The organism is Streptomyces zaomyceticus (genome assembly GCF_014656215.1).
Taxonomy (GTDB): domain Bacteria; phylum Actinomycetota; class Actinomycetes; order Streptomycetales; family Streptomycetaceae; genus Streptomyces; species Streptomyces zaomyceticus.
Genome location: NZ_BNBZ01000010.1, coordinates 15,052 through 35,295, shown reverse-complemented (window position 1 = coordinate 35,295; position 20,244 = coordinate 15,052). Strand labels below are relative to the sequence as shown.

The following is a 20,244-nucleotide window of genomic DNA, read 5'->3' as shown; positions in this document are numbered from 1 at the left end:
CGGACGCCCGGACTCCCTCAGCGCACCGGCACGAACCGCACCGGCGTCCCGGGCACCGCCTGCGCCGCCGCACCCAGATCGGCCTCCCGGACCACTCCCACCACCGGGTAGCCCCCCGTCGTCGGATGGTCGGCGAGGAACACCACGGGCCGCCCGTCCGGCGGCACCTGCACCGCGCCCAGCACCATGCCCTCGCTCGCCAGCTCTCCCGGCAGGGCCCGCTCCAGGGCCGGGCCCTCCAGCCGCAGCCCGATGCGGTTGCTGGCCGGCGACACCCGGTACGCGCGCGTGGCGAGGGTCCGGAGCGCCGCAGCGGTGAACCAGTCGTGGCGCGGGCCGAGCCGGACCCGCAGGACGAGTTCGCCGGGCGGGCCCGGCCAAGGGGGAGCGTCGACCGGTGTCCGTACGGCCGCGCCCGCGTCCGGTCCCAGCGGCAGGACCGCCTCGTCCACCAGCGGCGGCGGACCCAGCCCGGACAGCAGGTCGGTGGAGCGGCTGCCCAGCACCGGTTCGACATCGATCCCGCCGCCGAACGCCACATACGCGCGCAGCCCGCGCACGGCCGCGCCGATCTCCAGGAGGGACCCGGCCGGTACGCGGACGGCGGTTCCCCAGGCGGCCGGGGAGCCGTCCACCCGGACGGGGCAGGGCGCGCCGCCCACCGCGACGGTGACCGCACAGCGGGGCCGCAGGGCGCAGCCGGCGACGGTGGTCTCCAGGACGGCCGCCGCCTCCGGGTTGCCGACGAGCCGGTTGACGAGCCGAACGGCGGCCGGGTCGAGGGCGCCGGAGCGGGGCACGCCGAGGTGGGCGTACCCGGTGCGCCCGAGGTCCTGCACGGTGGTCAGTGCCCCGGCCCGGACGACGGCGAGGGCCCGGTCGCTCATCGTCCGCCCCTCGTCGTGGACCCTTCCGCCGCGCACCGGGTCCCCGTCGTGGACCCCGCCACCGTGAACCGGACCCGGGCGCCGGGGGCGAGGAGCGCGGCCGGTTCCCGACCGGTGTCCCAGAGCACCACGTCCGTGGTGCCGATCAACTGCCAGCCACCGGGGGAGGAACGCGGGTACACCCCCGTGTACGGCCCCGCCAGGGCGACCGAACCTGCCGGGACGGCGGTACGGGGAGTCGCTCGTCGCGGCACCGCGTACCGCTCGTCGAGACCCGTGAGATAGCCGAAGCCCGGGGCGAATCCGCAGAACGCGACCCGGAACTCGGTCTCCGTGTGGATCCGTACCGCCGCCTCTACGGACACCCCCCACAGCGCGGCGACCTCCACGAGATCGGGTCCGTCGTAGCGGACGGGTATCTCGATCGCCCCGCCCACGCGCGCGGGGAGCGGCCCCACCGTCCAACGGGCCAGCTCGGCCGCGAGCCGGTCCGGGTCCGCGACGCCGTCCAACAGCACCGTCCGTGCCGCCGGCACGATCTCCCGTACGGCGGGCAGCGCACCCGCCGCCCGCCGCCGCAGCAGCTCGGCGTGGAAGGCCTCCGTCTCCTCGCACCCGGCCAGCTCCACCAGGAGCGCCCGCTCACCCACCCGCAGCGCACGCACGGCGGCGGAGCTCACGCGAACGCCTCCACCCGCACTCCTGAGGTCTCGAGCCGCTCCCGGACCCGCTTGGCGAGGTCCACCGCGCCCGGGGTGTCGCCGTGCAGGCACAGCGACCGGGGCCGCACGGCCACGGAACTCCCGCAGTGCGCGGTGACCACCCCGAACCGGGCCATGGCCACCGACCGCTCCACCACCGCGGCCGGATCGCTGACGACCGCGCCCGGCTGCCCGCGCGGCACCAGGGAGCCGTCCGCCCGGTAGGACCGGTCGCCGAAGGCCTCGGGGACGACCGGAAGACCGGCCTCCGTGGCCGCCTCGTGCAGCTGTGACCCCGGCAGCCCCAGGACGGGCAGCGCGCGGTCCGCGAGCAGCACGCCCTCGACGACCGCCGCCGCCTGCTCCTCGTCCCGGACCACCCGGTTGTACAGGGCCCCGTGCGGCTTCACATAGGCCACGCGCGCGCCCGCCGCGCGTGCGAAGACCTCCAGGGCGCCGATCTGGTACGCCACCTCGGCGGCCAGCTCGGCCGCCGGGACGTCCATCGCACGCCGTCCGAAGCCGGCCAGGTCGCGGTACGAGACCTGGGCCCCGATCCGTACCCCGCGCTCGGCCGCGAGCTCGCACACCCGCCGCATGGTGGCCGCGTCCCCGGCGTGGAAGCCGCAGGCCACGTTGGCGCTGGTCACGACGGACAGGAGCTGCTCGTCGTCGGTGAGTGTCCAGCGACCGAAGCCCTCACCGAGGTCGGCGTTCAGATCGATCGAGGACGTGGCCGAGGCCTCTCGCGAGGCCTCGTCCGGCTTCGGGGCCGGGGGCGTGGGCATCTGCACCTCGCAGGAGGGAGGGGGCGCGCCGGGGCGGCGCGGGGACCGTACGATGCCGTCAACGTAGAGGATTGTTGAACGATCCGACAAGATGCTCGATGTCCGGACCGGGGTCGAGCGATCGACCCAGTGCGGACCGAGGAGCGAGGGCCCAAGACCGCGGACCGAGGACCTGAGATCGCGGACCGAGGACCGCGGACCGAGGACCGCGGCGCGCCGCCGGCGGACCGCGGAGGAGAGGGAGCGAACGCCGTGGCAGCGAGCGAAGACCGGGACCTGAGCGACGACCGTGCGCTGCTCGGGCGCACCAGCACCGCGGAGCGGGTCGCGGACATCCTGCGCACCCGGATCGCCGAGGGTCACTTCCCGCCGGGCAGCCGACTCTCCGAGGACGGCATCGGCGGCGCGCTCGGTGTGTCCCGCAACACCCTCCGCGAGGCCTTCAGGCTCCTCACCCACGAGCGGCTGCTGGTCCACGAGCTCAACCGGGGCGTCTTCGTCCGCGTCCTGACCGCCGGTGACGTGGACGACATCTACCGCACCAGGCGGCTCGTCGAATGCGCCGTCGTCCGCGGCCTCGGACAGCCGCCGTACGCCCTCGACGCCCTCGCCGCCGCGGTGACGGAAGGCGAGAGGGCCGCCCGGGCGGGCGACTGGGGGACCGTCTCCACGGCCAACATCCACTTCCACCGCGAGCTCGTCGGCCTCGCGGGCAGCGCCCGTACGAACGAGCTCATGCGCGGTGTCCTCGCGGAACTACGACTCGCCTTCCACGTCGTCGGCGACCCCCGAGCCCTGCACGAGCCGTACCTGGCGAGGAACCGGGAGATCCTCGACGCCCTGCGCGCCGGCGAGCGGACCAGGGCCGAGGGCCTCCTCGCCCGCTACCTCGACGACTCCCGCACCGGTGTCGCGACCGCCTACGCACGGGCCGCCGGGACCCCGCGGGGCCCGGCGGCCTGACCTCCCCGATCTGCGCCGTTTCGACCGTTGTCAGGTCGAGGACCTAATCTGTGCACCGTGACTTCGCCTGCCTCGACGGACCTCGTTCCGCCCCAGCTCAGCGCGGCGCCGCGGCCCGCGCAGGGTCCGGCCGCCGACGAGGGGCTCGCGCGGCGCCTTCGCGCGCTCGCGTGCACCGCCCCGCTGCACGACCTCGACGCGCGCAAGGCGAACCTGGCGGGCGAGTACACGGTCTACGCGATGGCCGAGGTGGCCCTCGCCGCGATCGACCTCATCACACTGAACATGGACTTCGACACCGGCGCCGACCACGAGCAGATCGTCGCCCGCCTGCTGCCACGCGTCGCCGCCCAGGCGCCCTCCCGCCCCGCCGCCGAGCACGAGCGGGTGGCCCGCTGGGTCCTGGAGAACCTGATCAACGTCGGCAGCGTCGACCGGGGCTTCCGCGCCGTCTACGGCACCTTCGGCGCCGACGGCGTGTACACCCGCAGGGACTACGACTTCAAGCTCATCGAGGAGGTCCCGGGGTACGGCGGCGGGGTCTACCTCCGGACCACCGACGAGGCGGTGAACGTGCTCGTCGGAGCCCTCGACACCGACGTCACCAGCGCCCAGATCGCCGCCGAGGTGAAGCTGGAGGTCCTCATCAACCGGGGCCGCCTCGCCGACGCCCAGCTCGCCGCCGAGCAGGCCCGGTACCGGACCGTGCAGTACGCCGAGACCCTCCGCAAGACCCTGGAGGCCACCCGGCGCAACGTCCGCGCCGTGGACTGGCTCAACGCGGTCCCGGACATGATCGCCGAGGCGCTCGACCACGTCGCCGACCGCTACCGCCACGAGAACGCGATCCTCACGAACATCCGCAAGGCCCGCGACGAGGCCGAGTCCACGTCCGACGCCAAGACGGCCGAGCACAAGCGGCGCGCCGCCGAGCTCGTCGACATAGTGAAGGACTGCATCCGGCGCCACACCCAGCTCCAGTCCCGCCTCCTGGACGCCGGGCCGCTGTTCCGCGCCGAGCAGGACCGGCAGGCCTTCGCCGCCCCCACCGCGTACACGGGGCTCGACCTGTACGGGCAGCTGGTCGCCCCGACCCTGCCGCTCCCCGTCGAGCAGGCCGTCAGGGTCACCGACGCCTTCTTCGCCCGCGGCACCGGACTGCGCACCCCCGCCTCCGTACGCCTCGGCGACCTCGTCGACCTGCTGCTCACCCCGCCCGTGGAACGCGAGCACCTGGGCGCGGAGATGCCCGAGCCCGACCTCATCGCCACCCCCGACGACTCCCGCTTCAGCGAGGAGCAGCTCGCGAGCGCCCTGCGCCTGCTCGACCTGGAGCACGACGCCCCGCGCCGGCTCTCGGGACTGCTCGCCGAGGCCCGCGAGCTCGACGGCGACCTGCCGTACCTGGTCGCCCTGCTCGCCGTCCACGCGGCGAGCCCCCCGGTCGGCACCGCCTACCGCCAGGGCGAGGAGCGCCTGCTCTTCGCCGTCGACGACGGCACCCCGCTCGACGACCCGGAGTTCGGCGGCGCCGACCTCATCGTCGGTACGGCGCTGCTCGACGCGGTGGGCATGGCCGCCGACCGCTCGGAGGCCTCGTGACCCTGGTACCGCCCGCTCCGACGACCGTCCCCGCCGACGTCGTCGTGCCGCCCGCCCGAACGGGCGCGCCGGGACCGAACCCCATGGCGGCCGACCGCACGGATCCGGCGGACACGGGCGTACGCGAGGGCACCGCGCCCGCCGGGCCCCGGGACGAGCACCCGGGTCCCGAGCACGCGCAGCCCGTTCCGGAAGACGCGCACCCCGGTCCGCGGGACGGGCACCCCGGCCCGAGCACCGGGCAGGACCAGGAGTCGACCACCGGGCAGGACGCCGAGCGGGACCCGGAGCCGAGCACGGAGCCGGACGCCGAGCCGGAGCACGCGGACCTCGACCCGAAGGGCACGGACCTCGACACGGAGGCCACGGACTCCGAGCCGGAGCAAGCGGACCTCGACCCGAAGGACACGGACCCCGAGCCCAAGGACACGGACCCCGCTCCCGCCCCCGCCCCGGCCGTCCACCGCTCCCGCACCACCCCCGGCCCCCGCGTACGCCCCGTCCGCGTCGACCCGCCGGGCGATGCGTCGCGCGGTGACGGCGCGGACCGTCCCCCGCCGGCGCCCGGTACCCCACCCCGGTTCGGGGTCGTGGCCGTGCCCGAGCCGTCCCGTACGACGGCGGCCCGCCGCGGCGGCGTCCCGTCGGTGCGGGCCGTGCGCCTCACCGACGAACCGGCCACACGCCCGGATCGACGCGCGGACCGGCCGGCGGACCGCCCCGCCGCCGCCCCCGCGGCCGTCACCCCCGTCCCGCTGCCCGTGCCCAGACCCGCCACCCCCGCCGTACCGACATCGACCGAGAGCCGTACCGAGGAGCCCCAGCCGTGAGCGAAACCCACGCCGAGTACGCCGACGCGTGGGGCGAGCAGGAGCCCCCGCAGCCCCCGGCCGCCTCGACGAGCGGCGCCCCCGCGTCCGCCGTCACCCCCGCCGACGCCTCCGACGCGGCCCGGCTGGTCTCCTTCGGGCTCCAGCCCAAGCTGCTCCCGGCCCGCGACGCCGAGTACGGGGAGCTGCTCCGCCGCTACCGCGAGAACCCCGCCTTCGCGCGTCTCGCCGACGCCGTGGCGACCGGCCTCGGTCTCGTCGTCCTGGAGGTCTCCCCGCGCGCGGGCATGGCCGTCACCGCCGGTGAGGACTCCGTCTTCGCCGTCCGCATGGGCGACTACGCGCGCCGTGCCTCCACGGACTCCGCCGACCGGTTCCTGCACGGCCTCGCCCATCTCGCGGTCGCCGCCATGGCCTTCCCCCGCCCGGAGGACCTCGCGGACGACGCGTACATCGGCCGGCTCACCGTCAACGGCGTCGACGCGTTCGTACGCCAGGCGTGTCTGCGTCTGGAGCAGCGTGCCGAGGAACAGGGCGAGAACACCGACCCGGCGTCCGACGCGCCGGGGCTGGAGGCCGCCTGGCGGATCTACGCGCGCCGCAGCGCCACCGGCGCCACCAAGGACGCCCGTCGACTGGCCGGATCCACCACCGGCATCGTCGGCAAGGCGGCCGCGTTCCTGACCGACTCCGGTTTCCTCCAGCGCACCGGCGACGAGGGCGGCGGCTCCTACCGCACCACGGCCCGTTACCAGCTCCAGGTCCGTGACATGGCGGGTTCCGCCGCCATGGCCGAGCTCCTGGAACTGGGCGTCGTCCCCGTCAGCGACGGCTCCGCGACACTCCTTCCGCCGCCCGAGGGCGACGACCTGGAGCTCGCCGCCGACGCGGGCCTGCCCTTCCACGCGTCACCGCCCGCGTAACCGCCCCGCGTAACCGATCTTCCCGAGCACGAGAGCACGAGAGTCCCTCGCCATGTACGAGCTGTCCCGGGTCCGCCTGTACTCCATCGGTCCCGCCGGTGCGCGCTACGCCGACACCGTCCTGGACCTGCGCGGGGTCGGCGCGCCCGTGCCCCACCCCGCCCCCACCCAGGCGGAGTTCTTCGAGGACGAGCCGGTCGGCCCGCCCCGCCGGCCCGCCCCCGCGGGTGTGCTCTTCCTGGAGAACGGCGGCGGCAAGTCCGTCCTCCTCAAGCTGATCTTCTCGGTCATGCTCCCCGGCCACCGCAACACCCTGGGCGGCGCCAGCTCCGGCGTCCTGCGCAAGTTCCTCCTCGCCGACGACTGCGGACACGTCGCCCTGGAGTGGCAGCACACCCTCACCGGCGAGCTCGTCGTCGTCGGCAAGGCCAGCGAGTGGCGCGGCCGCCAGGTCTCCTCCGACCCGCGGAAGTTCGCCGAGGCCTGGTACTCCTTCCGTCCCGGCCCCGGACTCAGCCTGGACAACCTCCCCGTCGCCGAGGCGACCTCCGTCCGCCCGCCCGTCGAGGGCGCCTCCGGAGCGAGCGGCCGCCGCCGCACCATGAAGGGCTTCCGCGACGCGATCACGGACGCGGGCAAGGCCTACCCGCACCTGGAGGTCTACTGGGAGGAGATCCACGACCGCTGGAACGAGCACCTCGGCGAACTGGGTCTCGACCCCGAACTCTTCCGCTACCAGCGCGAGATGAACGCCGACGAGGGCGAGGCCGCCGGCCTCTTCGCGGTCAAGAAGGACTCCGACTTCACGGACCTGCTGCTGCGCGCCGTCACCGACACCCGGGACACCGACGGTCTCGCCGACCTCGTCGGAGGCTTCGGCAACAAGCTCGGCCGCCGCGCCGAGCTGACCGCCGAGCGCGAGTTCACGGCCGGTTCCGTCGACCTCCTCAACCGGATCGTCGAGGCCGCCGGGACCCGGTCCCACGCGCGCGAGATCCACACGGCGGCCGAGCGCCGCACCCGCACCCTGGCCCGCCGGCTCGGCGCCCGTGCCGCCGTCGAGCGCGCGCGTGGAACCGAACTCGCCCAGCAGGTCACCTCCGCCGGCCACGCCGTCGCGGAGGCGGAGACCGCGCGCGGACGCGCCGCCCTCATCGCCGCCGAACTCGCCTACCGGCACGCCTCCCTGGCGCTGACCGCGGCCGAGAAGGGCGCCGCGTCCCAGCGCCGCGAGCTCACCGACGCCCGCACGATGCACTCCGCCTGGCAGGCGGCCGAGGTCGTCCTCCGCCACCGCGCCGCCGGCGACCGCCCCGCGCGCGTGGCCGCCGGCATCCGCGAGGCCGAGCGGGACGCCGCCCCGGCCCTCGCGGCCCGCGCCGAGGCTGCCGCCGTCCTCGTACGGGCCCTCGCCGCCGCCGCCGAGGAGGGCGAGCGCCACGCGGCCGAGGAGGAGGAACGCTCCACCGCCCTCCAGGACGCGGGCGAGACCGCCCACCGCGACGCCACGGCCGCCGCGACCGAGGCCCAGCGCGCCCGGAGCGAGGCGGGGCACCTGCGCCAGCGGCTCGCCGAGGTCGAACAGGAGACCGCGGAGGCGGTACGGGCCGGCTGGCTCGACGACTCCGCGCCCGACGCCGACCCGGCCCGTGCCGCGCTCGCCGCGAGCGACGCCGAGAAGACGACGGTTGCCGCCTGGGACACGGCCCGCGAGGCCGCCCGTACGGCGATGGAACGCGCGCGCGAGGCCGCCGGGGCGGAGTCCCGCGCCGAACTCGCCGCCGCCCGCGCCGCGGACGCCGCCGAGGCCGCCGGAAACGCCTACGACGCGGAGCGCCGGGCCGCCGAACTCCTCGCCTCCGAGGAACGCCTCGCCGAGCTCCTGAGCCTCCCGGCCGCCGGCGCGCGCGTTCAGGGCCCCGGCTCCCCCCTCCCCGGTCAGCGCGCCGCCACCGCCGACACCGAGGAGGAGCCCGGGGCGGACTCGGGCACCGCGCTCCAGGGGCCGCTCACCGTCACCGAGTTCGACCGGTACGCCGACGAACTGCGCGGCATGCTCGACCAGGCCGTCACCTCCGCCGAGCGGCAGCTCTTCGAGCTGCGCACCGCCGCGGCCGACGACTCCCGCATCCTCGGCGCCCTCGGCGACGGCGGCCTGCTGCCGCCCGGTCCCGACGTCCTGGCCACCGTCGAGTACCTCGGCGAGCACGGCATCCCGGCCCTCCCCGGCTGGCGCTACCTCGCCCAGGCCGTGGACCCCGCCGACCACGCCCGCGTCCTCGCCGCCCGCCCCGAGCTCGTCGACGGTGTCGTGATCACCGACCCGGTCTCGTACGGACGCGCCCGCGAGGTCCTCGGCACCGCGGCCCTGCTGCCGCGCTCCGCCGTGGCCGTCGGCACCGCCGCCGCCCTGCTCGCCCCCGTACCGGCGCAGGACACCGCCGACGACAGCGGCGTCTTCCTCGTCCCGCCGAACCCGGCCATGCACGACGAGCACGCCGCCGACGAGGAGCGGCACGCCCTGCGCGCCCGCGCCACCGCCCGCGACGAGGAGATCCGCGTCCTCGCCTCCCGCCTGGCCGGCGACCGTGCCCTCGCGGCCCGGATCGGCTCCTGGCGTGCCGACTGCCCGCCCGGGATGCTCGCCGAGCTCGCGGCCGTCGCCACGACCGCCCGCGAGACCGCCGAGGCGGCCTCCGCGACCCTCGAAGAGGCCCGTACGGTCCGCGCGGAGGCCGACGAGGCCGCCGCCGAGGCGACCCAGGTGCGGGACGAACGCCAGGAGGCGGCGCAGCGTGCCCGCCGGGTCGCCGACGCCCTCGCGGGCCTGGCGTTCCGGCTGCGCGAGCGGTCCGCCTGGCAGGCCAAGCTCCGTGAACTCGCCGACGACGCCGCCGAGGCCGAGGCCCGCGCCCAGACCTGTCTGGAACGTGCGCGAGCCGCCGACGAGGACCGTCGGGCGACCCAGCGTTCCGCCGACGACGCCCACCGCACCGCCCGCGCTCTGCGGGCCGAGCGCGCCGAGATCGCCGGCGCCCCCGACACCCTCCCCGAGGGCGACGCGCCCGCGCCCCGCGCCGCGCTCCCCACCCTGCGGGAGGCCTACCGGGCCGCTTCCCAGCTGTACGAGAAGGTCGGTGTGGGCGCCGATCTCCGTGCCGAGCAGGCCCGCGCCGAGAGCGACGAGTCCGCCGCCCTCGCCGAACTGGACCGTCTCACCAACAAGGTCCGCACCCGCGCCGAGCAGCTCCTGGAGTCCACCGACGGCGCCGACGGACCGTCCCGTCAGGCGGCGGCGGCCCGCGCCGAGTCCCTCGTGCAGATGCTGGAGACCCGCGCCTCGGAGGCGAGCGAGAAGCTCGGCCGTCTGCGCGGCGAGTCCGAGCGCCTTGCTCCCGAGGACGGCGAGGAGCACACCGAGCTGCCCGAGGAGCTGGTGCCCGCCGACGCCGAGCGGGCGCAGGTCCTGCTCCGTACCGCCACCGTCGAACTCGCCTCCCGTACCGATGCCCTGGAGGCGGCCCGCGCCGCCCACACCGGCCTGCTCCGGGACCACCGTGCCGCCGAGGACGCGGCCGGCGGCTTCGACGAGACCGCCGCCCTGCTGCGGGACCTGCTCCGCGACCACACGGACGAGGAGCGGGAGGAGACCGAGCCGTACCCCGGCACGCTGGAGGAGGCCCGTACGACGGCCGCCGAGGCGCGCCGCTCGCTGCGCGGCTGCACCGCCGAGCTGTCCGCGGCCGACGCGGCCGTGCGCGAGGCGAGCGACATCCTCGTACGGCACGCCAACTCCACCCGCTACGAGCAGGTCCGCACCCCGGCCCGCCAGCAGATCCGCGAACTGCCGGCCTCGGCGCTGCCCGAGCACGCCGCCAAGTGGGCCGAGGCCTTCGCGCCCCGGCTGCGGGTCCTCACCGACGAGCTGGAGCAGCTGGAGCGCAACCGCGACTCGATCGTGGACCGGCTCCGCGGCCTCGTGGAGTCCTCGCTCACGACGCTCCGCTCCGCACAGCGGCTCTCCCGGCTCCCGGAGGGGCTCGGCGAGTGGTCGGGGCAGGAGTTCCTGCGGATCCGCTTCGAGGAGCCCGACCAGGCCACCCTCGCGGAGCGGCTGGGCGAGGTCGTCGACGAGGCGACGCGCGCGGCCGTCAAGAAGAACTCCGACCTGCGCCGCGACGGCATGTCCCTGCTCCTCCGGGGTGTGCAGGCGGCCCTCGAACCCAAGGGTGTCTCCGTCGAGATCCTCAAGCCGGACGCGGTGCTGCGGGCCGAGCGGGTGCCCGTCGGGCAGATGGGCGACGTCTTCTCCGGCGGGCAGCTGCTCACCGCGGCCATCGCCCTGTACTGCACGATGGCGGCGCTCCGTTCCAACGACCGGGGCCGTGACAAGCACCGGCACGCGGGCACGCTGTTCCTGGACAATCCGATCGGCCGCGCCAACGCCACGTACCTCCTGGAGCTCCAGCGGGCCGTGTCGGACGCGCTGGGCGTCCAGCTGCTGTACACGACGGGCCTGTTCGACACGACGGCGCTCGCCGAGTTCCCGCTGGTGATCCGGCTGCGCAACGACGCCGACCTGAGGGCCGGCCTGAAGTACATCAGCGTGGAGGAGCATCTGCGTCCGGGGCTGCCGCAGTCCACCGGGGAGGGCGAGACGATCCACGGCGAGATCACGGCGACGAGGATGTTCCGCCGCCACACGTCCGACGAATCGGCCCGGGCGGAGTCCCTGTAGGCCGTGTCCGGCGGCGCGGGCCGGGCAGGATCCGGAGGAGACGGCCCAGCGCAACGGTGAGCGGCCCGGCCCCCCATGAAGGGGGCCGGGCCGCTCACGTTTCTCCGGATGTATCAGGCCGCCTCGGGCAGCGATGCCGCCTCCGTCCGGTCCTCCCCGCGCTTGGCACGGAGCGGCGGGCGCGCCGTGCTGCTCGGCTCGGACACCACGCCGTTGCGCTGGCGCCACACCTGACGGGTGATCCATACGTCGAGGACGCTCCAGGTGGCCACGACGGTGGAGACCACCGCCCCGACGGTCACCGGGAAGGCCGTCCACGAGCCCGCCACGGAGCAGAGGAAGGCCACCACTCCCTGGATGAGCGTCACCGATGTGATCATCACGGCCCGCACGGCGGCGGTCCGCACCGGGTCGGGCATCCGTCGTCGTGCCCGCTCGTCCTCCACCCACAACTGCCGCGACGACCGCGCCTCGTGTTCCATTGTCCTGTCACTCCCCACCACGAACGACTCCAGGAGCGTCTGCCCGTCTTGAGCGCCTATACGCGGACAGAACCCACCCCGCACTTATTGACGCACGAGAGAGGGAAAAGGTTTCGCCCGATCGGGGGTGAACGCCACCCGACCGGGACCGGAACGAACAATTCCAGCCATCTCCGCAGGCCGGAGAAATGGCGCATCATCAAGTGTCCTACGCCACAGTGCCCAATCCCAACTCCCCGAATACCAGGACATCTCATGATCAACACTCACTCGACAGGCTGAAAATAGCCCGGACATGCCTTCGGGATGGCCGTGATGCAGTAGTAGGCTCACGCCGCCGTTTGTTGAAACTCAAGGTTGACGCCGCGTGTTGACGCCGGACGTCACGAACGTGAAGGACCTCCGTGGCCGCGGAGGCCGAGCTGGGGGAGGCCATGCGCTTTCGCGGGAAGTCCATCCGCCGGAAGATCGTGGCGTTGCTGCTCGTACCGCTCGTCTCCCTGATGGGCCTGTGGGGCTTCGCCACGGCCCTCACCGGCCGCGAGGCCGACCAACTCCTCGACGTCGGCTACATCGTCGACAAGGTCGGCTACCCCCTGGAGGACACCGCCCGGGTCATCCAGCTCGAACGCCGCCAGTCGCTCATCTACCTCGCCGACCCCCGCGGCTCCGAGACCCTCGGCTCCCTGCGCGAGACCCGCCGGGCCACCGACCGTCAGATCGCCCGCATCCGCGCCAACGCCGCCGACCCCGGCGTCCGCGAGGAGATGCGCCCGGTCACCGCCCAGCGGCTCACCTCCCTCCTGGAAGCACTCGACGGCCTCGCCTCGCTGCGCCGCTCCGTGGAGAAGCGCGACATCGGCCGGATGCAGGCCCTCGACTTCTACAACCGGCTCGTCGACCCCTGCTACAGCTTCCTCATCACCCTCCACGCCCTCGAGAACGTGGAGATGGACAAGCAGGGCCGCGCCCTCGTCGGCATCACCCGCGCGCGGGAGCTGCTCTCCCGCGAGGACGCCCTCGTCCTCTCCGCGCTCGTCGCCGACCGCGTCACCACCGAAGAGATCCGCGAGATATCCAACCTCGTCGCCAACCGCGAGCAGTTCTACGAGGTCAACCTCGAACTCCTCCCGGCGGCCGAGCGCGAGCACTTCGAGAAGTACTGGCGCAGCCCCGACAGCCAGGCGCTGCGCACCGCCGAGAACGCCATCGTCGAAGAGGGCCCCACCGACGACCCGCGGGCCGTCACCCCGGTCTACTGGCAGGAGAACGCCAGCCCCGTCCTCGACGACCTGGCCCGCGAGAACACCGCGGCCGGCGACCGCTACCAGGACAGGGTCCAGCCCGCCGCGTACAGCGTCCTCCTCAAGGCGGGCGTCGCCGGAGTCCTCGGCTTCCTCGCCCTGCTCGCCTCGATCGTCATCTCCGTCCGCATCGGCCGCGAACTCGTCCGCGATCTGCGGCGCCTCCAGAAGGAGGCCCAGGAGGTCTCCGGCGTCCGCCTGCCCAGCGTGATGCGCAGGCTCGCCGCGGGCGAACACGTCGACGTCGTCACCGAAGTGCCCCACCTGGGATACGGACAGGACGAGGTCGGCCAGGTCGGCCAGGCCCTCAACACCCTCCAGCGCGCCGCCGTCGAGGCCGCCGTCAAGCAGGCCGAACTGCGGCGCGGCGTCTCCGAGGTGTTCGTCAACCTCGCCCGCCGCAATCAGGTCCTGCTCCACCGTCAGCTCACCCTCCTCGACACCATGGAACGGCGCACCGAGGACACCGACGAGCTGGCCGACCTGTTCCGGCTCGACCACCTGACCACCCGTATGCGCCGGCACGCCGAGGGTCTCGTCATCCTCTCCGGCGCGGCACCCTCCCGGCAGTGGCGCAAGCCCGTCCAGCTCATGGACGTGGTCCGCGCCGCCGTCGCGGAGGTCGAGGACTACGAGCGCATCGAGGTACGGCGACTGCCCCGCCTCGGCGTCGGCGGCCCCGCCGTCGCGGACCTCACCCACCTCATCGCCGAACTCCTCGAGAACGCCACGGTGTTCTCGCCCCCGCACACCGCCGTCCAGGTCCTCGGCGAGCGGGTCGCCAACGGCTTCACCCTGGAGATCCACGACCGCGGCCTCGGCATGAACCCCGACGCGCTGCTCGACGCCAACCTCCGGCTCGCCGAGACCCCCGAGTTCGAGCTCTCCGACACCGACCGCCTCGGCCTCTTCGTGGTCAGCCGGCTCGCCCAGCGGCAGAACGTCCGCGTCTCGCTCCAGACCTCCCCGTACGGGGGGACCACCGCGGTCGTCTTCATCCCGGCCGCGCTCCTCACCGACGCGCCCGAGACCCAGGGGGCCGGCTTCCGCCTGGACCGCAAGACCCTGGAGCGCACCGGCCCGGCCGACGGCGACACGGCCGACGGCGGCGCGTTGCCCAGCCGCCGCCCGGCGCTCGCCAGGGTCCCGGACGTGGCCGACGGCCCCGGCCCGCTCGACGGTCCCGTGGAACTCGAGGGGCCGGTCGGCAGCGAGGACTTCGACGTCCTCCTCGACCGCTCCGCCGACCTCCTCGACACCGAGAGCGAGCGCGGCGGCCTCTTCCGGCCCCGTGGCAGGCGTCGCGCCGGACTCGCGCCGGCCGGTGAGCCGACCGCGCCGTCCACGGACCGGTCCACCGGCCACGGCGAGGAGGCGAAGCCCGCCGACGGGGGAGTCCTCGGCCCCGTGCCGCTGCCCCGCCGCCGCCCCACCCCGACGCTCGTCGTCGACCACGGCCGGCGCGTGGACGAGCCGGACCGTGACCGCTCCTCCTCCCCGGACCGCGCGCACCAGCTCCAGGACCGCGCGCAACCGCTTCCGGACCGCCCGCACCGGCTTCCGGACCACGCCGACTCGGGCCGCCCGGGCCGGACCCACGCGCTTCCTGAGCTGGACCAGCCGCCGGCCGGCCGTGCGCACCCCGCCCCCGGCCGGGTGAGCGAGGACCTGGGCGGTCCGCGCGGGCACGCCCACGGCGCCGGCCGGGACGACCTGCCGGTCCCCGCGCGCGGCGCGGGCAGGCGGAACGACGCCCCGGTTCCCCCGCGCGGCACCGGACCCACCCTGGTCCCCGTGCCACCGGAGGGTCCCGTGGCGCCGGAGGGCCCGGAGCCGTTCGGCGGACTGCCCCGACGCGTCCGCCAGGCCAGCCTCGCGCCACAGCTGCGCAAGGCCGACGGCTCGTCGGACCACGACTCGGGCGGGCGCGCCGACTCCCGTACGAGCGGCGGAGCCACCCCCGCGGACCCCGATTCCTTCGAGCGCGACGCCGAGGAGGTACGCGCCCGCATGGCCGCCATGCAGCGCGGCTGGCAGCGCGGGCGACGGCACAACGCCGACCCTGACGACCCGACAGCACCAGGAACGACACCCGAGGGGGACGGTCGATGACCGCACCGAACGCCGCAGCACCCAGCTCCACCTCCGGCCACGGCCAGGGAAACGGTGAACTGAACTGGCTGCTCGACGAACTCGTCCAGCGCGTGGGCTCCATCCGGAAGGCCCTGGTGCTCTCCAGCGACGGCCTCCCCACCGGTGCCTCCCAGGACCTGACCCGCGAGGACGGCGAGCACCTGGCCGCCGTGGCCTCCGGCTTCCACAGCCTCGCCAAGGGCGTCGGCCGCCACTTCGAGGCGGGCAAGGTCCGGCAGACGGTCGTCGAACTGGAGGACGCCTTCCTCTTCGTCACGGCCGCCGGTGACGGCAGCTGCCTCGCCGTCCTCGCCGACGCGGACTCCGACGTCGGCCAGGTCGCCTACGAGATGACGCTGATGGTGAAGCGGGTCGGGGCCCACCTCGCCACGGCCCCCCGGACCGGTCTGCCCGCGGGAGGGTGAGTGGGACGGCATGAGTGACGCAGCCGAGCGGAACCAGCTGAACCAGGGCTCGACGCCGGGCCACCACCACTGGTTCGACGACGAGGCCGGGCCGGTGGTCCGTCCGTACGCGATGACCCGCGGCCGGACCAGTGCCGCCACCCGCCACCGTCTCGACCTGATCGCGGTGGTCGTTCCCGAGCCCGCCGCCGACGACCCCGGCCGGGACCAGACGCTCTCCCCCGAACACGTGGAGATCGTCGAACGCTGCTCCGAGCAGCCCCAGTCGATCGCCGAGCTCGCCGCAGGACTCGACCTCCCCGTCGGGGTGGTCCGGGTGCTCGTCGGTGACCTCGTCGAGGACGAACTCGTCCATGTGACCCGCCCCGTTCCGCCGGCCGAGCTGCCGGACGTGAGCATTCTCCGCGAGGTGATCAATGGCCTTCGGGCGCTCTAGCCGCAAGAAGCCCTACGTCGAGCCGGTGACCCTGAAGATCCTCGTCGCGGGCGGGTTCGGGGTCGGCAAGACGACGCTGGTGGGCGCGGTCAGCGAGATCAGGCCCCTGCGGACCGAGGAGATCCTCAGCGAGGCGGGGCGGCCCGTCGACGACCTGCACGGCGTCGAGGCCAAGACGACCACCACGGTCGCCATGGACTTCGGCCGGATCACCCTCCGCGAGGACCTCGTCCTGTACCTGTTCGGCACCCCGGGACAGGACCGCTTCTGGTTCCTGTGGGACGAGCTGGCACAGGGCGCGCTCGGCGCGGTCGTCCTGGCGGACACCCGCCGCCTGGAGGACAGCTTCGCGGCCATCGACTACTTCGAGCGGCGCGGCATTCCGTTCACGGTGGCCGTCAACTGCTTCGAGGGTGCCCGGCGTTTCCCCGCCGAGAGCGTGCGCGGCGCGCTCGACCTCGATCCCGAGGTCGAGCTCCTGATGTGCGACGCGCGGGACCGCGAGTCCGTGAAGAACGTCCTCGTGGCCGTCGTCGAACACGCCCTGGTGCTCGCGGACCGCAGCCACGCGACCGTGACGAGCTGAGGACTCCCTCGTCCGGTCGGGCCGCGCCGTGGGGAACCCTCGTCCGGTCGGGCCGCGCCGGGGGATACCGCGACCGGTCGGGCCGCGCCGGGGGAGCGACGGCACCGCTGCCGCGCCCTCGGCGCCCGGCCGGCACGCAGCGTCCTCGACAGAGCGCCGGCGCCACCGCGAGCGGCCGCCCTCAGCGCACCGCCACCACCGCCGACCCGTGCCCGAACAGGCCCTGGTTCGCGGTGACGCCGACCCGCGCCCCCGGCACCTGCCGGTCGCCCGCCGTGCCCCGCAGCTGCCAGGTCAGCTCGCAGACCTGGGCGATCGCCTGTGCGGGCACCGCCTCCCCGAAGGAGGCCAGTCCGCCACTGGTGTTCACGGGCAGACGTCCGCCGAGCGCGGTCGCGCCGTCCCGGAGCAGTTTCGCGCCCTCGCCCGCGGCGCAGAGCCCGATGTCCTCGTACCACTCCAGCTCCAGAGCGGTCGACAGGTCGTACACCTCCGCCAGGGACAGGTCCTCGGGCCCGATCCCCGCCTCCTCGTAGGCGGCCCGCGCGATGGAGGCGCGGAAGGAGTGCGTCCCCGGGGCGACGACCGCCGCCGAGTCCGTCGCGATGTCGGGGAGGTCGAGCACCGCTCTGGGGTACGTGGGGGAGACCGTCGACACCGCCCGGATCCGCACCGGGTCCGGACGCCCGTGACGGCGTGCGAACTCCATGCTGGAGAGCACGAGCGCGGCGCCGCCGTCCGAGGTGGCGCAGATGTCGAGGAGGCGCAGCGGATCGGCGACCACCGCCGAGGCCGCGACCTGCTCGGCGGTCACCGGGGAGCGGTAGCGGGCCAGCGGATTGAGCGCGCCGGCGGCCGCGTTCTTCACCTTGACCCGGGCGAAGTCCTCGGGTGTGTCGCCGTACAGGGCCATTCTGCGGCGCGCGTACAGCGCGAAGTACGCGGGGTTGGTGGCTCCGAGCACCCGGAAGCGCAGCCAGTCCGGATCGTCGGGGCGCTCGCCCCCGGCCGGGGCGAAGAACCCCTTGGGTGTGGAGTCCGCTCCGACGACGAGGACCACGTCCGCGAGCCCGGCCAGGATCTGGGCCCGGGCGGTCCCGATCGCCTGGGCGCCCGAGGCACAGGCCGCGTACACACTGGTGACCCGCGCCCCCTGCCACCCGAGGGCCTGGGCGAAGGTCGCACCGGCCACGTACCCCGGGTACCCGCACCGCATGGTGTCCGCCCCGACGACCGAACCGACGTCCGTCCACTCCACACCGGCGTCGGCGAGCGCGGCGCGGGCGGCCGCGGTCCCATAGCTGATGAAACTCCGTCCCCACTTGCCCCACGGGTGCATTCCGGCCCCGAGGACGGCGATGTCGTTCACGACGGCTCCTTCCGTACGGTCGGGCCGCCGGCGGGCCGTCCCCGCCCCGTCCCGGTCGGGACCGGGCGCCAGTTCCAGGTGGTCCAGATGTGTTCGTCATCCTCGTTGAGGACCCCGGGCACCACCTCGACCTCGGTCCCGACGGCCAGATCGGCCGTCGTCACCCCCGGCGCCGCCTGCCCGAGGACCACCATCGCCTCGGCCGCGAGCTCGACGGCGACCAGGGTGTACGGCTCCCAGGGCGCGTCCGGATCGGACACGTACGGGGCGGGCGGGCGGTACCGGCCGTCGGTGAAGGACCAGACCCGGCCGCGCGGGGAGAGCGGAACCTCGGCGAGCTCCCCGCCGCCCGGGCAGAGCGGATTGCGGCACCCGTCGTCGGCGCGCGGGAAGAAGACCGACGCGCAGGCCGAGCAACGGGTGCCCAGCAGCCGGAACTCTCCCTCCGGCACGGTGTCGTCGGTGAACCACCCGGCCACCACAGGTCTGCGCGTCCGCGCCATCAAGGCCTCCCGTACCGCCGGTCACCGCGACCACCACTGATCTGACGAACCGTCAGAAGTGTGTCACGGGAGATCCGGACGCGGAAGACTCAGTGACCCGCCACCGACCTCCGCGCCACCGGGAAGTCGAAGAACGTGCTCGGGAACGGTTCCGGTTTGAAGGTGAAGTGCCACCACTCCTCCGGCAGGTTCACGAACCCCTGCTCGACGAGCGCTCCCTTGAGCAGCTGCCGGTTGGCCCGCTGCACACCCCCGACCCGAGGATCGTCCGTGTGCGAGAGCGTGTCGAAGCAGTCGTACCCGGTTCCCATGTCCACGGAGTTGTCGGGGAACCGTTCCGCGCGCGGGGCGGAGCACTCCACCAGGCGCTCACCCGGTACGTACGCGCGCGTGGACCTCGCCGGCAGCCGCACGATCGTCAGATCGACCGTCGAGCCGCGGCTGTGCCCGGACTTCTCGGCAATGTAACCGTCCGCGAACAGCCTCGACTTGTCGACGAGCGGATAGAACTCCTTCTTCATCGCCTCGTCCGCCAGGTCCTTCGCCCAGCGGACGAAGTGGTCGACGGCCCGCTGCGGGCGGTAGCAGTCGTACACCTTCAGCGTGTACCCCCGGGCGAGCAGCCGCACCTGAGCGCGGTGCAGCGCCTCGGCCGCCGGACGGGTCAGGATGCACAGCGGCTGCCGGTAGCCGTCCACCGGCTCACCCACGAAGTTGTGCGGGGTCGTGTAGCGCATCTCCTGAAGGATGGTGCGGTCCACGGAGCTCAGGGCGACGAACTCCCTTGGCGCCTTGGGCTCCGGTGCGGCCGGCACCGGGGGAGCGGGGGCGGCCGGGGCGCTCGTGACGGCGCCGGTGACGGTGAACAGCCCGGCCGCGGCCGTGACGGCGAGGGTACGGAGAGCGGAAGCAAGTCCTGTCATGCGGACCGTCTATCAGTTCCGGCAGCGCCGGGAAAGGGTGATCGCGTACGGTCGGCCGGTGAAGGACTCCCAAGGCACTCCCCAAGGCACCTCGTACGCCGTCTCCCAAGGCCCGTCCCGCGGCACCGGCCACTGCACCGCCTGCGGCGCCGCCCACCCGGCCGACGCCGGCTGGCCCCGCACCTGCCCGGCCTGCGGCCACACCGCGTACCGCAACCCGCTGCCCGTCGCCGTCGCGCTGCTCCCCGTCACGGACGGGGAGGGGACGGGCCTCGTCGTCATCACCCGCACCATCGAGCCCGCGCGGGGCGGGGTCGCCCTGCCCGGCGGCTTCATCGACCACGGCGAGGACTGGCGCGCCGCCGTCGCCCGTGAACTGCGTGAGGAGACCGGGATCGTGGCCTCGGCCGAGGAGGTGGGCCTCGCCGACGCGATGAGCTCCCCGGCGGGCCACCTCCTCCTCTTCGGCCTCCTCCCCACCCGCCCGGCGACCGAGCTGCCGCCCTCGGCCCCGACGAACGAGACGAGCGGCCACCATGTGCTCCGCGCACCGGAGGAGCTGGCCTTCCCGCTCCACACGGAGGCGGTACGGAAGTGGTTCGCGGGGGCGTACGGCTGAGGACCCGGCGGCGGCACGGGCGGCACCGGGAG

General features: G+C 74.5%; 17 protein-coding genes. 10 read left to right on the top strand and 7 right to left on the bottom strand.

Annotated elements, in window-relative coordinates:
• Nucleotides 1-17: 17 nt before the first annotated feature.
• Genes IE311_RS15450 through IE311_RS15440 form a run of 3 tightly spaced genes read right to left on the bottom strand, consistent with a single transcriptional unit; the run spans nt 18 to nt 2,376 of the window.
• Nucleotides 18-887: a 5-oxoprolinase subunit C family protein gene (locus IE311_RS15450; protein ID WP_189832254.1), complete on the bottom strand. Its 870-nt coding sequence runs from the start codon at nt 885-887 to the stop codon at nt 18-20.
• Nucleotides 884-1,552, bottom strand: coding sequence for a 5-oxoprolinase subunit B family protein (locus tag IE311_RS15445; protein WP_189832421.1), 669 nt, complete (start codon nt 1,550-1,552; stop codon nt 884-886). Before IE311_RS15445 ends, IE311_RS15450 begins: the two co-directional genes overlap by 4 nt.
• Before the next feature lie 11 nt (nt 1,553-1,563).
• Nucleotides 1,564-2,376, bottom strand: coding sequence for a LamB/YcsF family protein (locus IE311_RS15440; RefSeq protein ID WP_189832253.1), 813 nt, complete (start codon nt 2,374-2,376; stop codon nt 1,564-1,566).
• A 252-nt stretch (nt 2,377-2,628) separates the two neighbouring features.
• Here IE311_RS15440 and IE311_RS15435 point away from each other — a divergent pair, with 252 nt between their 5' ends.
• The 5 genes from IE311_RS15435 to IE311_RS15415 are packed head-to-tail and all read left to right on the top strand — an operon-like array spanning nt 2,629 to nt 11,432.
• Nucleotides 2,629-3,339, top strand: coding sequence for a GntR family transcriptional regulator (locus IE311_RS15435; protein ID WP_189832252.1), 711 nt, complete (start codon nt 2,629-2,631; stop codon nt 3,337-3,339).
• A gap of 57 nt (nt 3,340-3,396) precedes the next feature.
• The gene (locus IE311_RS15430; protein WP_189832251.1) at nt 3,397-4,941 is read left to right on the top strand and encodes a hypothetical protein; all 1,545 of its coding nucleotides are present in this window, start codon (nt 3,397-3,399) and stop codon (nt 4,939-4,941) included.
• Nucleotides 4,938-5,771, top strand: a complete 834-nt coding sequence (locus IE311_RS15425; RefSeq protein ID WP_189832250.1) for a hypothetical protein — start codon at nt 4,938-4,940, stop codon at nt 5,769-5,771. Before IE311_RS15430 ends, IE311_RS15425 begins: the two co-directional genes overlap by 4 nt.
• Entirely contained in the window at nt 5,768-6,694 is a 927-nt protein-coding gene (locus IE311_RS15420) for a hypothetical protein (RefSeq protein WP_189832249.1), read from the top strand. Before IE311_RS15425 ends, IE311_RS15420 begins: the two co-directional genes overlap by 4 nt.
• 52 nt (nt 6,695-6,746) lie before the next feature.
• Nucleotides 6,747-11,432: a hypothetical protein gene (locus IE311_RS15415; protein ID WP_189832248.1), complete on the top strand. Its 4,686-nt coding sequence runs from the start codon at nt 6,747-6,749 to the stop codon at nt 11,430-11,432.
• A 113-nt stretch (nt 11,433-11,545) separates the two neighbouring features.
• Here the strand turns inward: IE311_RS15415 and IE311_RS15410 are convergent, their stop codons facing one another.
• Nucleotides 11,546-11,914, bottom strand: a complete 369-nt coding sequence (locus IE311_RS15410) for a hypothetical protein (RefSeq protein ID WP_308439812.1) — start codon at nt 11,912-11,914, stop codon at nt 11,546-11,548.
• A 434-nt stretch (nt 11,915-12,348) separates the two neighbouring features.
• On the opposite strand from IE311_RS15410, the gene IE311_RS15405 reads away from it, so the two are divergent.
• Genes IE311_RS15405 through IE311_RS15390 form a run of 4 tightly spaced genes read left to right on the top strand, consistent with a single transcriptional unit; the run spans nt 12,349 to nt 16,798 of the window.
• Entirely contained in the window at nt 12,349-15,330 is a 2,982-nt protein-coding gene (locus IE311_RS15405; protein WP_189832419.1) for a sensor histidine kinase, read from the top strand.
• Nucleotides 15,327-15,776, top strand: a complete 450-nt coding sequence (locus IE311_RS15400; RefSeq protein ID WP_189832247.1) for a roadblock/LC7 domain-containing protein — start codon at nt 15,327-15,329, stop codon at nt 15,774-15,776. Before IE311_RS15405 ends, IE311_RS15400 begins: the two co-directional genes overlap by 4 nt.
• Nucleotides 15,777-15,786: 10 nt before the next feature.
• The gene (locus tag IE311_RS15395) at nt 15,787-16,212 is read left to right on the top strand and encodes a DUF742 domain-containing protein (RefSeq protein ID WP_189832246.1); all 426 of its coding nucleotides are present in this window, start codon (nt 15,787-15,789) and stop codon (nt 16,210-16,212) included.
• Nucleotides 16,193-16,798, top strand: coding sequence for a GTP-binding protein (locus IE311_RS15390; RefSeq protein WP_189832245.1), 606 nt, complete (start codon nt 16,193-16,195; stop codon nt 16,796-16,798). The genes IE311_RS15395 and IE311_RS15390 overlap by 20 nt, the downstream gene beginning before the upstream one ends.
• Before the next feature lie 181 nt (nt 16,799-16,979).
• Here IE311_RS15390 and IE311_RS15385 read toward each other — a convergent pair whose 3' ends face one another.
• From IE311_RS15385 to IE311_RS15375, 3 genes are all read right to left on the bottom strand, one after another.
• Nucleotides 16,980-18,137 (bottom strand): lipid-transfer protein, encoded by a 1,158-nt coding sequence (locus IE311_RS15385; RefSeq protein ID WP_229901950.1) that lies wholly within the window; start codon nt 18,135-18,137, stop codon nt 16,980-16,982.
• A gap of 26 nt (nt 18,138-18,163) precedes the next feature.
• Nucleotides 18,164-18,670 (bottom strand): Zn-ribbon domain-containing OB-fold protein, encoded by a 507-nt coding sequence (locus IE311_RS15380; protein WP_189832243.1) that lies wholly within the window; start codon nt 18,668-18,670, stop codon nt 18,164-18,166.
• An 89-nt stretch (nt 18,671-18,759) separates the two neighbouring features.
• Complete coding sequence (locus IE311_RS15375) at nt 18,760-19,593, bottom strand: M15 family metallopeptidase (protein WP_189832242.1); 834 nt, start codon at nt 19,591-19,593, stop codon at nt 18,760-18,762.
• 58 nt (nt 19,594-19,651) lie between these two features.
• Here IE311_RS15375 and IE311_RS15370 point away from each other — a divergent pair, with 58 nt between their 5' ends.
• Nucleotides 19,652-20,212: an NUDIX domain-containing protein gene (locus IE311_RS15370; protein ID WP_189832241.1), complete on the top strand. Its 561-nt coding sequence runs from the start codon at nt 19,652-19,654 to the stop codon at nt 20,210-20,212.
• Nucleotides 20,213-20,244: the final 32 nt, after the last annotated feature.

Coding starts and splice junctions, on each gene's coding strand:
- IE311_RS15380 (WP_189832243.1), bottom strand. CDS start 18,670: ATGGCGCGGACGCGCAGACCTGTGGTGGCCGGGTGGTTCACCGACGAC.
- IE311_RS15405 (WP_189832419.1), top strand. CDS start 12,349: ATGCGCTTTCGCGGGAAGTCCATCCGCCGGAAGATCGTGGCGTTGCTG.
- IE311_RS15395 (WP_189832246.1), top strand. CDS start 15,787: ATGAGTGACGCAGCCGAGCGGAACCAGCTGAACCAGGGCTCGACGCCG.
- IE311_RS15375 (WP_189832242.1), bottom strand. CDS start 19,593: ATGACAGGACTTGCTTCCGCTCTCCGTACCCTCGCCGTCACGGCCGCG.
- IE311_RS15400 (WP_189832247.1), top strand. CDS start 15,327: ATGACCGCACCGAACGCCGCAGCACCCAGCTCCACCTCCGGCCACGGC.
- IE311_RS15440 (WP_189832253.1), bottom strand. CDS start 2,376: ATGCCCACGCCCCCGGCCCCGAAGCCGGACGAGGCCTCGCGAGAGGCC.
- IE311_RS15385 (WP_229901950.1), bottom strand. CDS start 18,137: ATGCACCCGTGGGGCAAGTGGGGACGGAGTTTCATCAGCTATGGGACC.
- IE311_RS15410 (WP_308439812.1), bottom strand. CDS start 11,914: ATGGAACACGAGGCGCGGTCGTCGCGGCAGTTGTGGGTGGAGGACGAG.
- IE311_RS15450 (WP_189832254.1), bottom strand. CDS start 887: ATGAGCGACCGGGCCCTCGCCGTCGTCCGGGCCGGGGCACTGACCACC.
- IE311_RS15415 (WP_189832248.1), top strand. CDS start 6,747: ATGTACGAGCTGTCCCGGGTCCGCCTGTACTCCATCGGTCCCGCCGGT.
- IE311_RS15390 (WP_189832245.1), top strand. CDS start 16,193: ATGGCCTTCGGGCGCTCTAGCCGCAAGAAGCCCTACGTCGAGCCGGTG.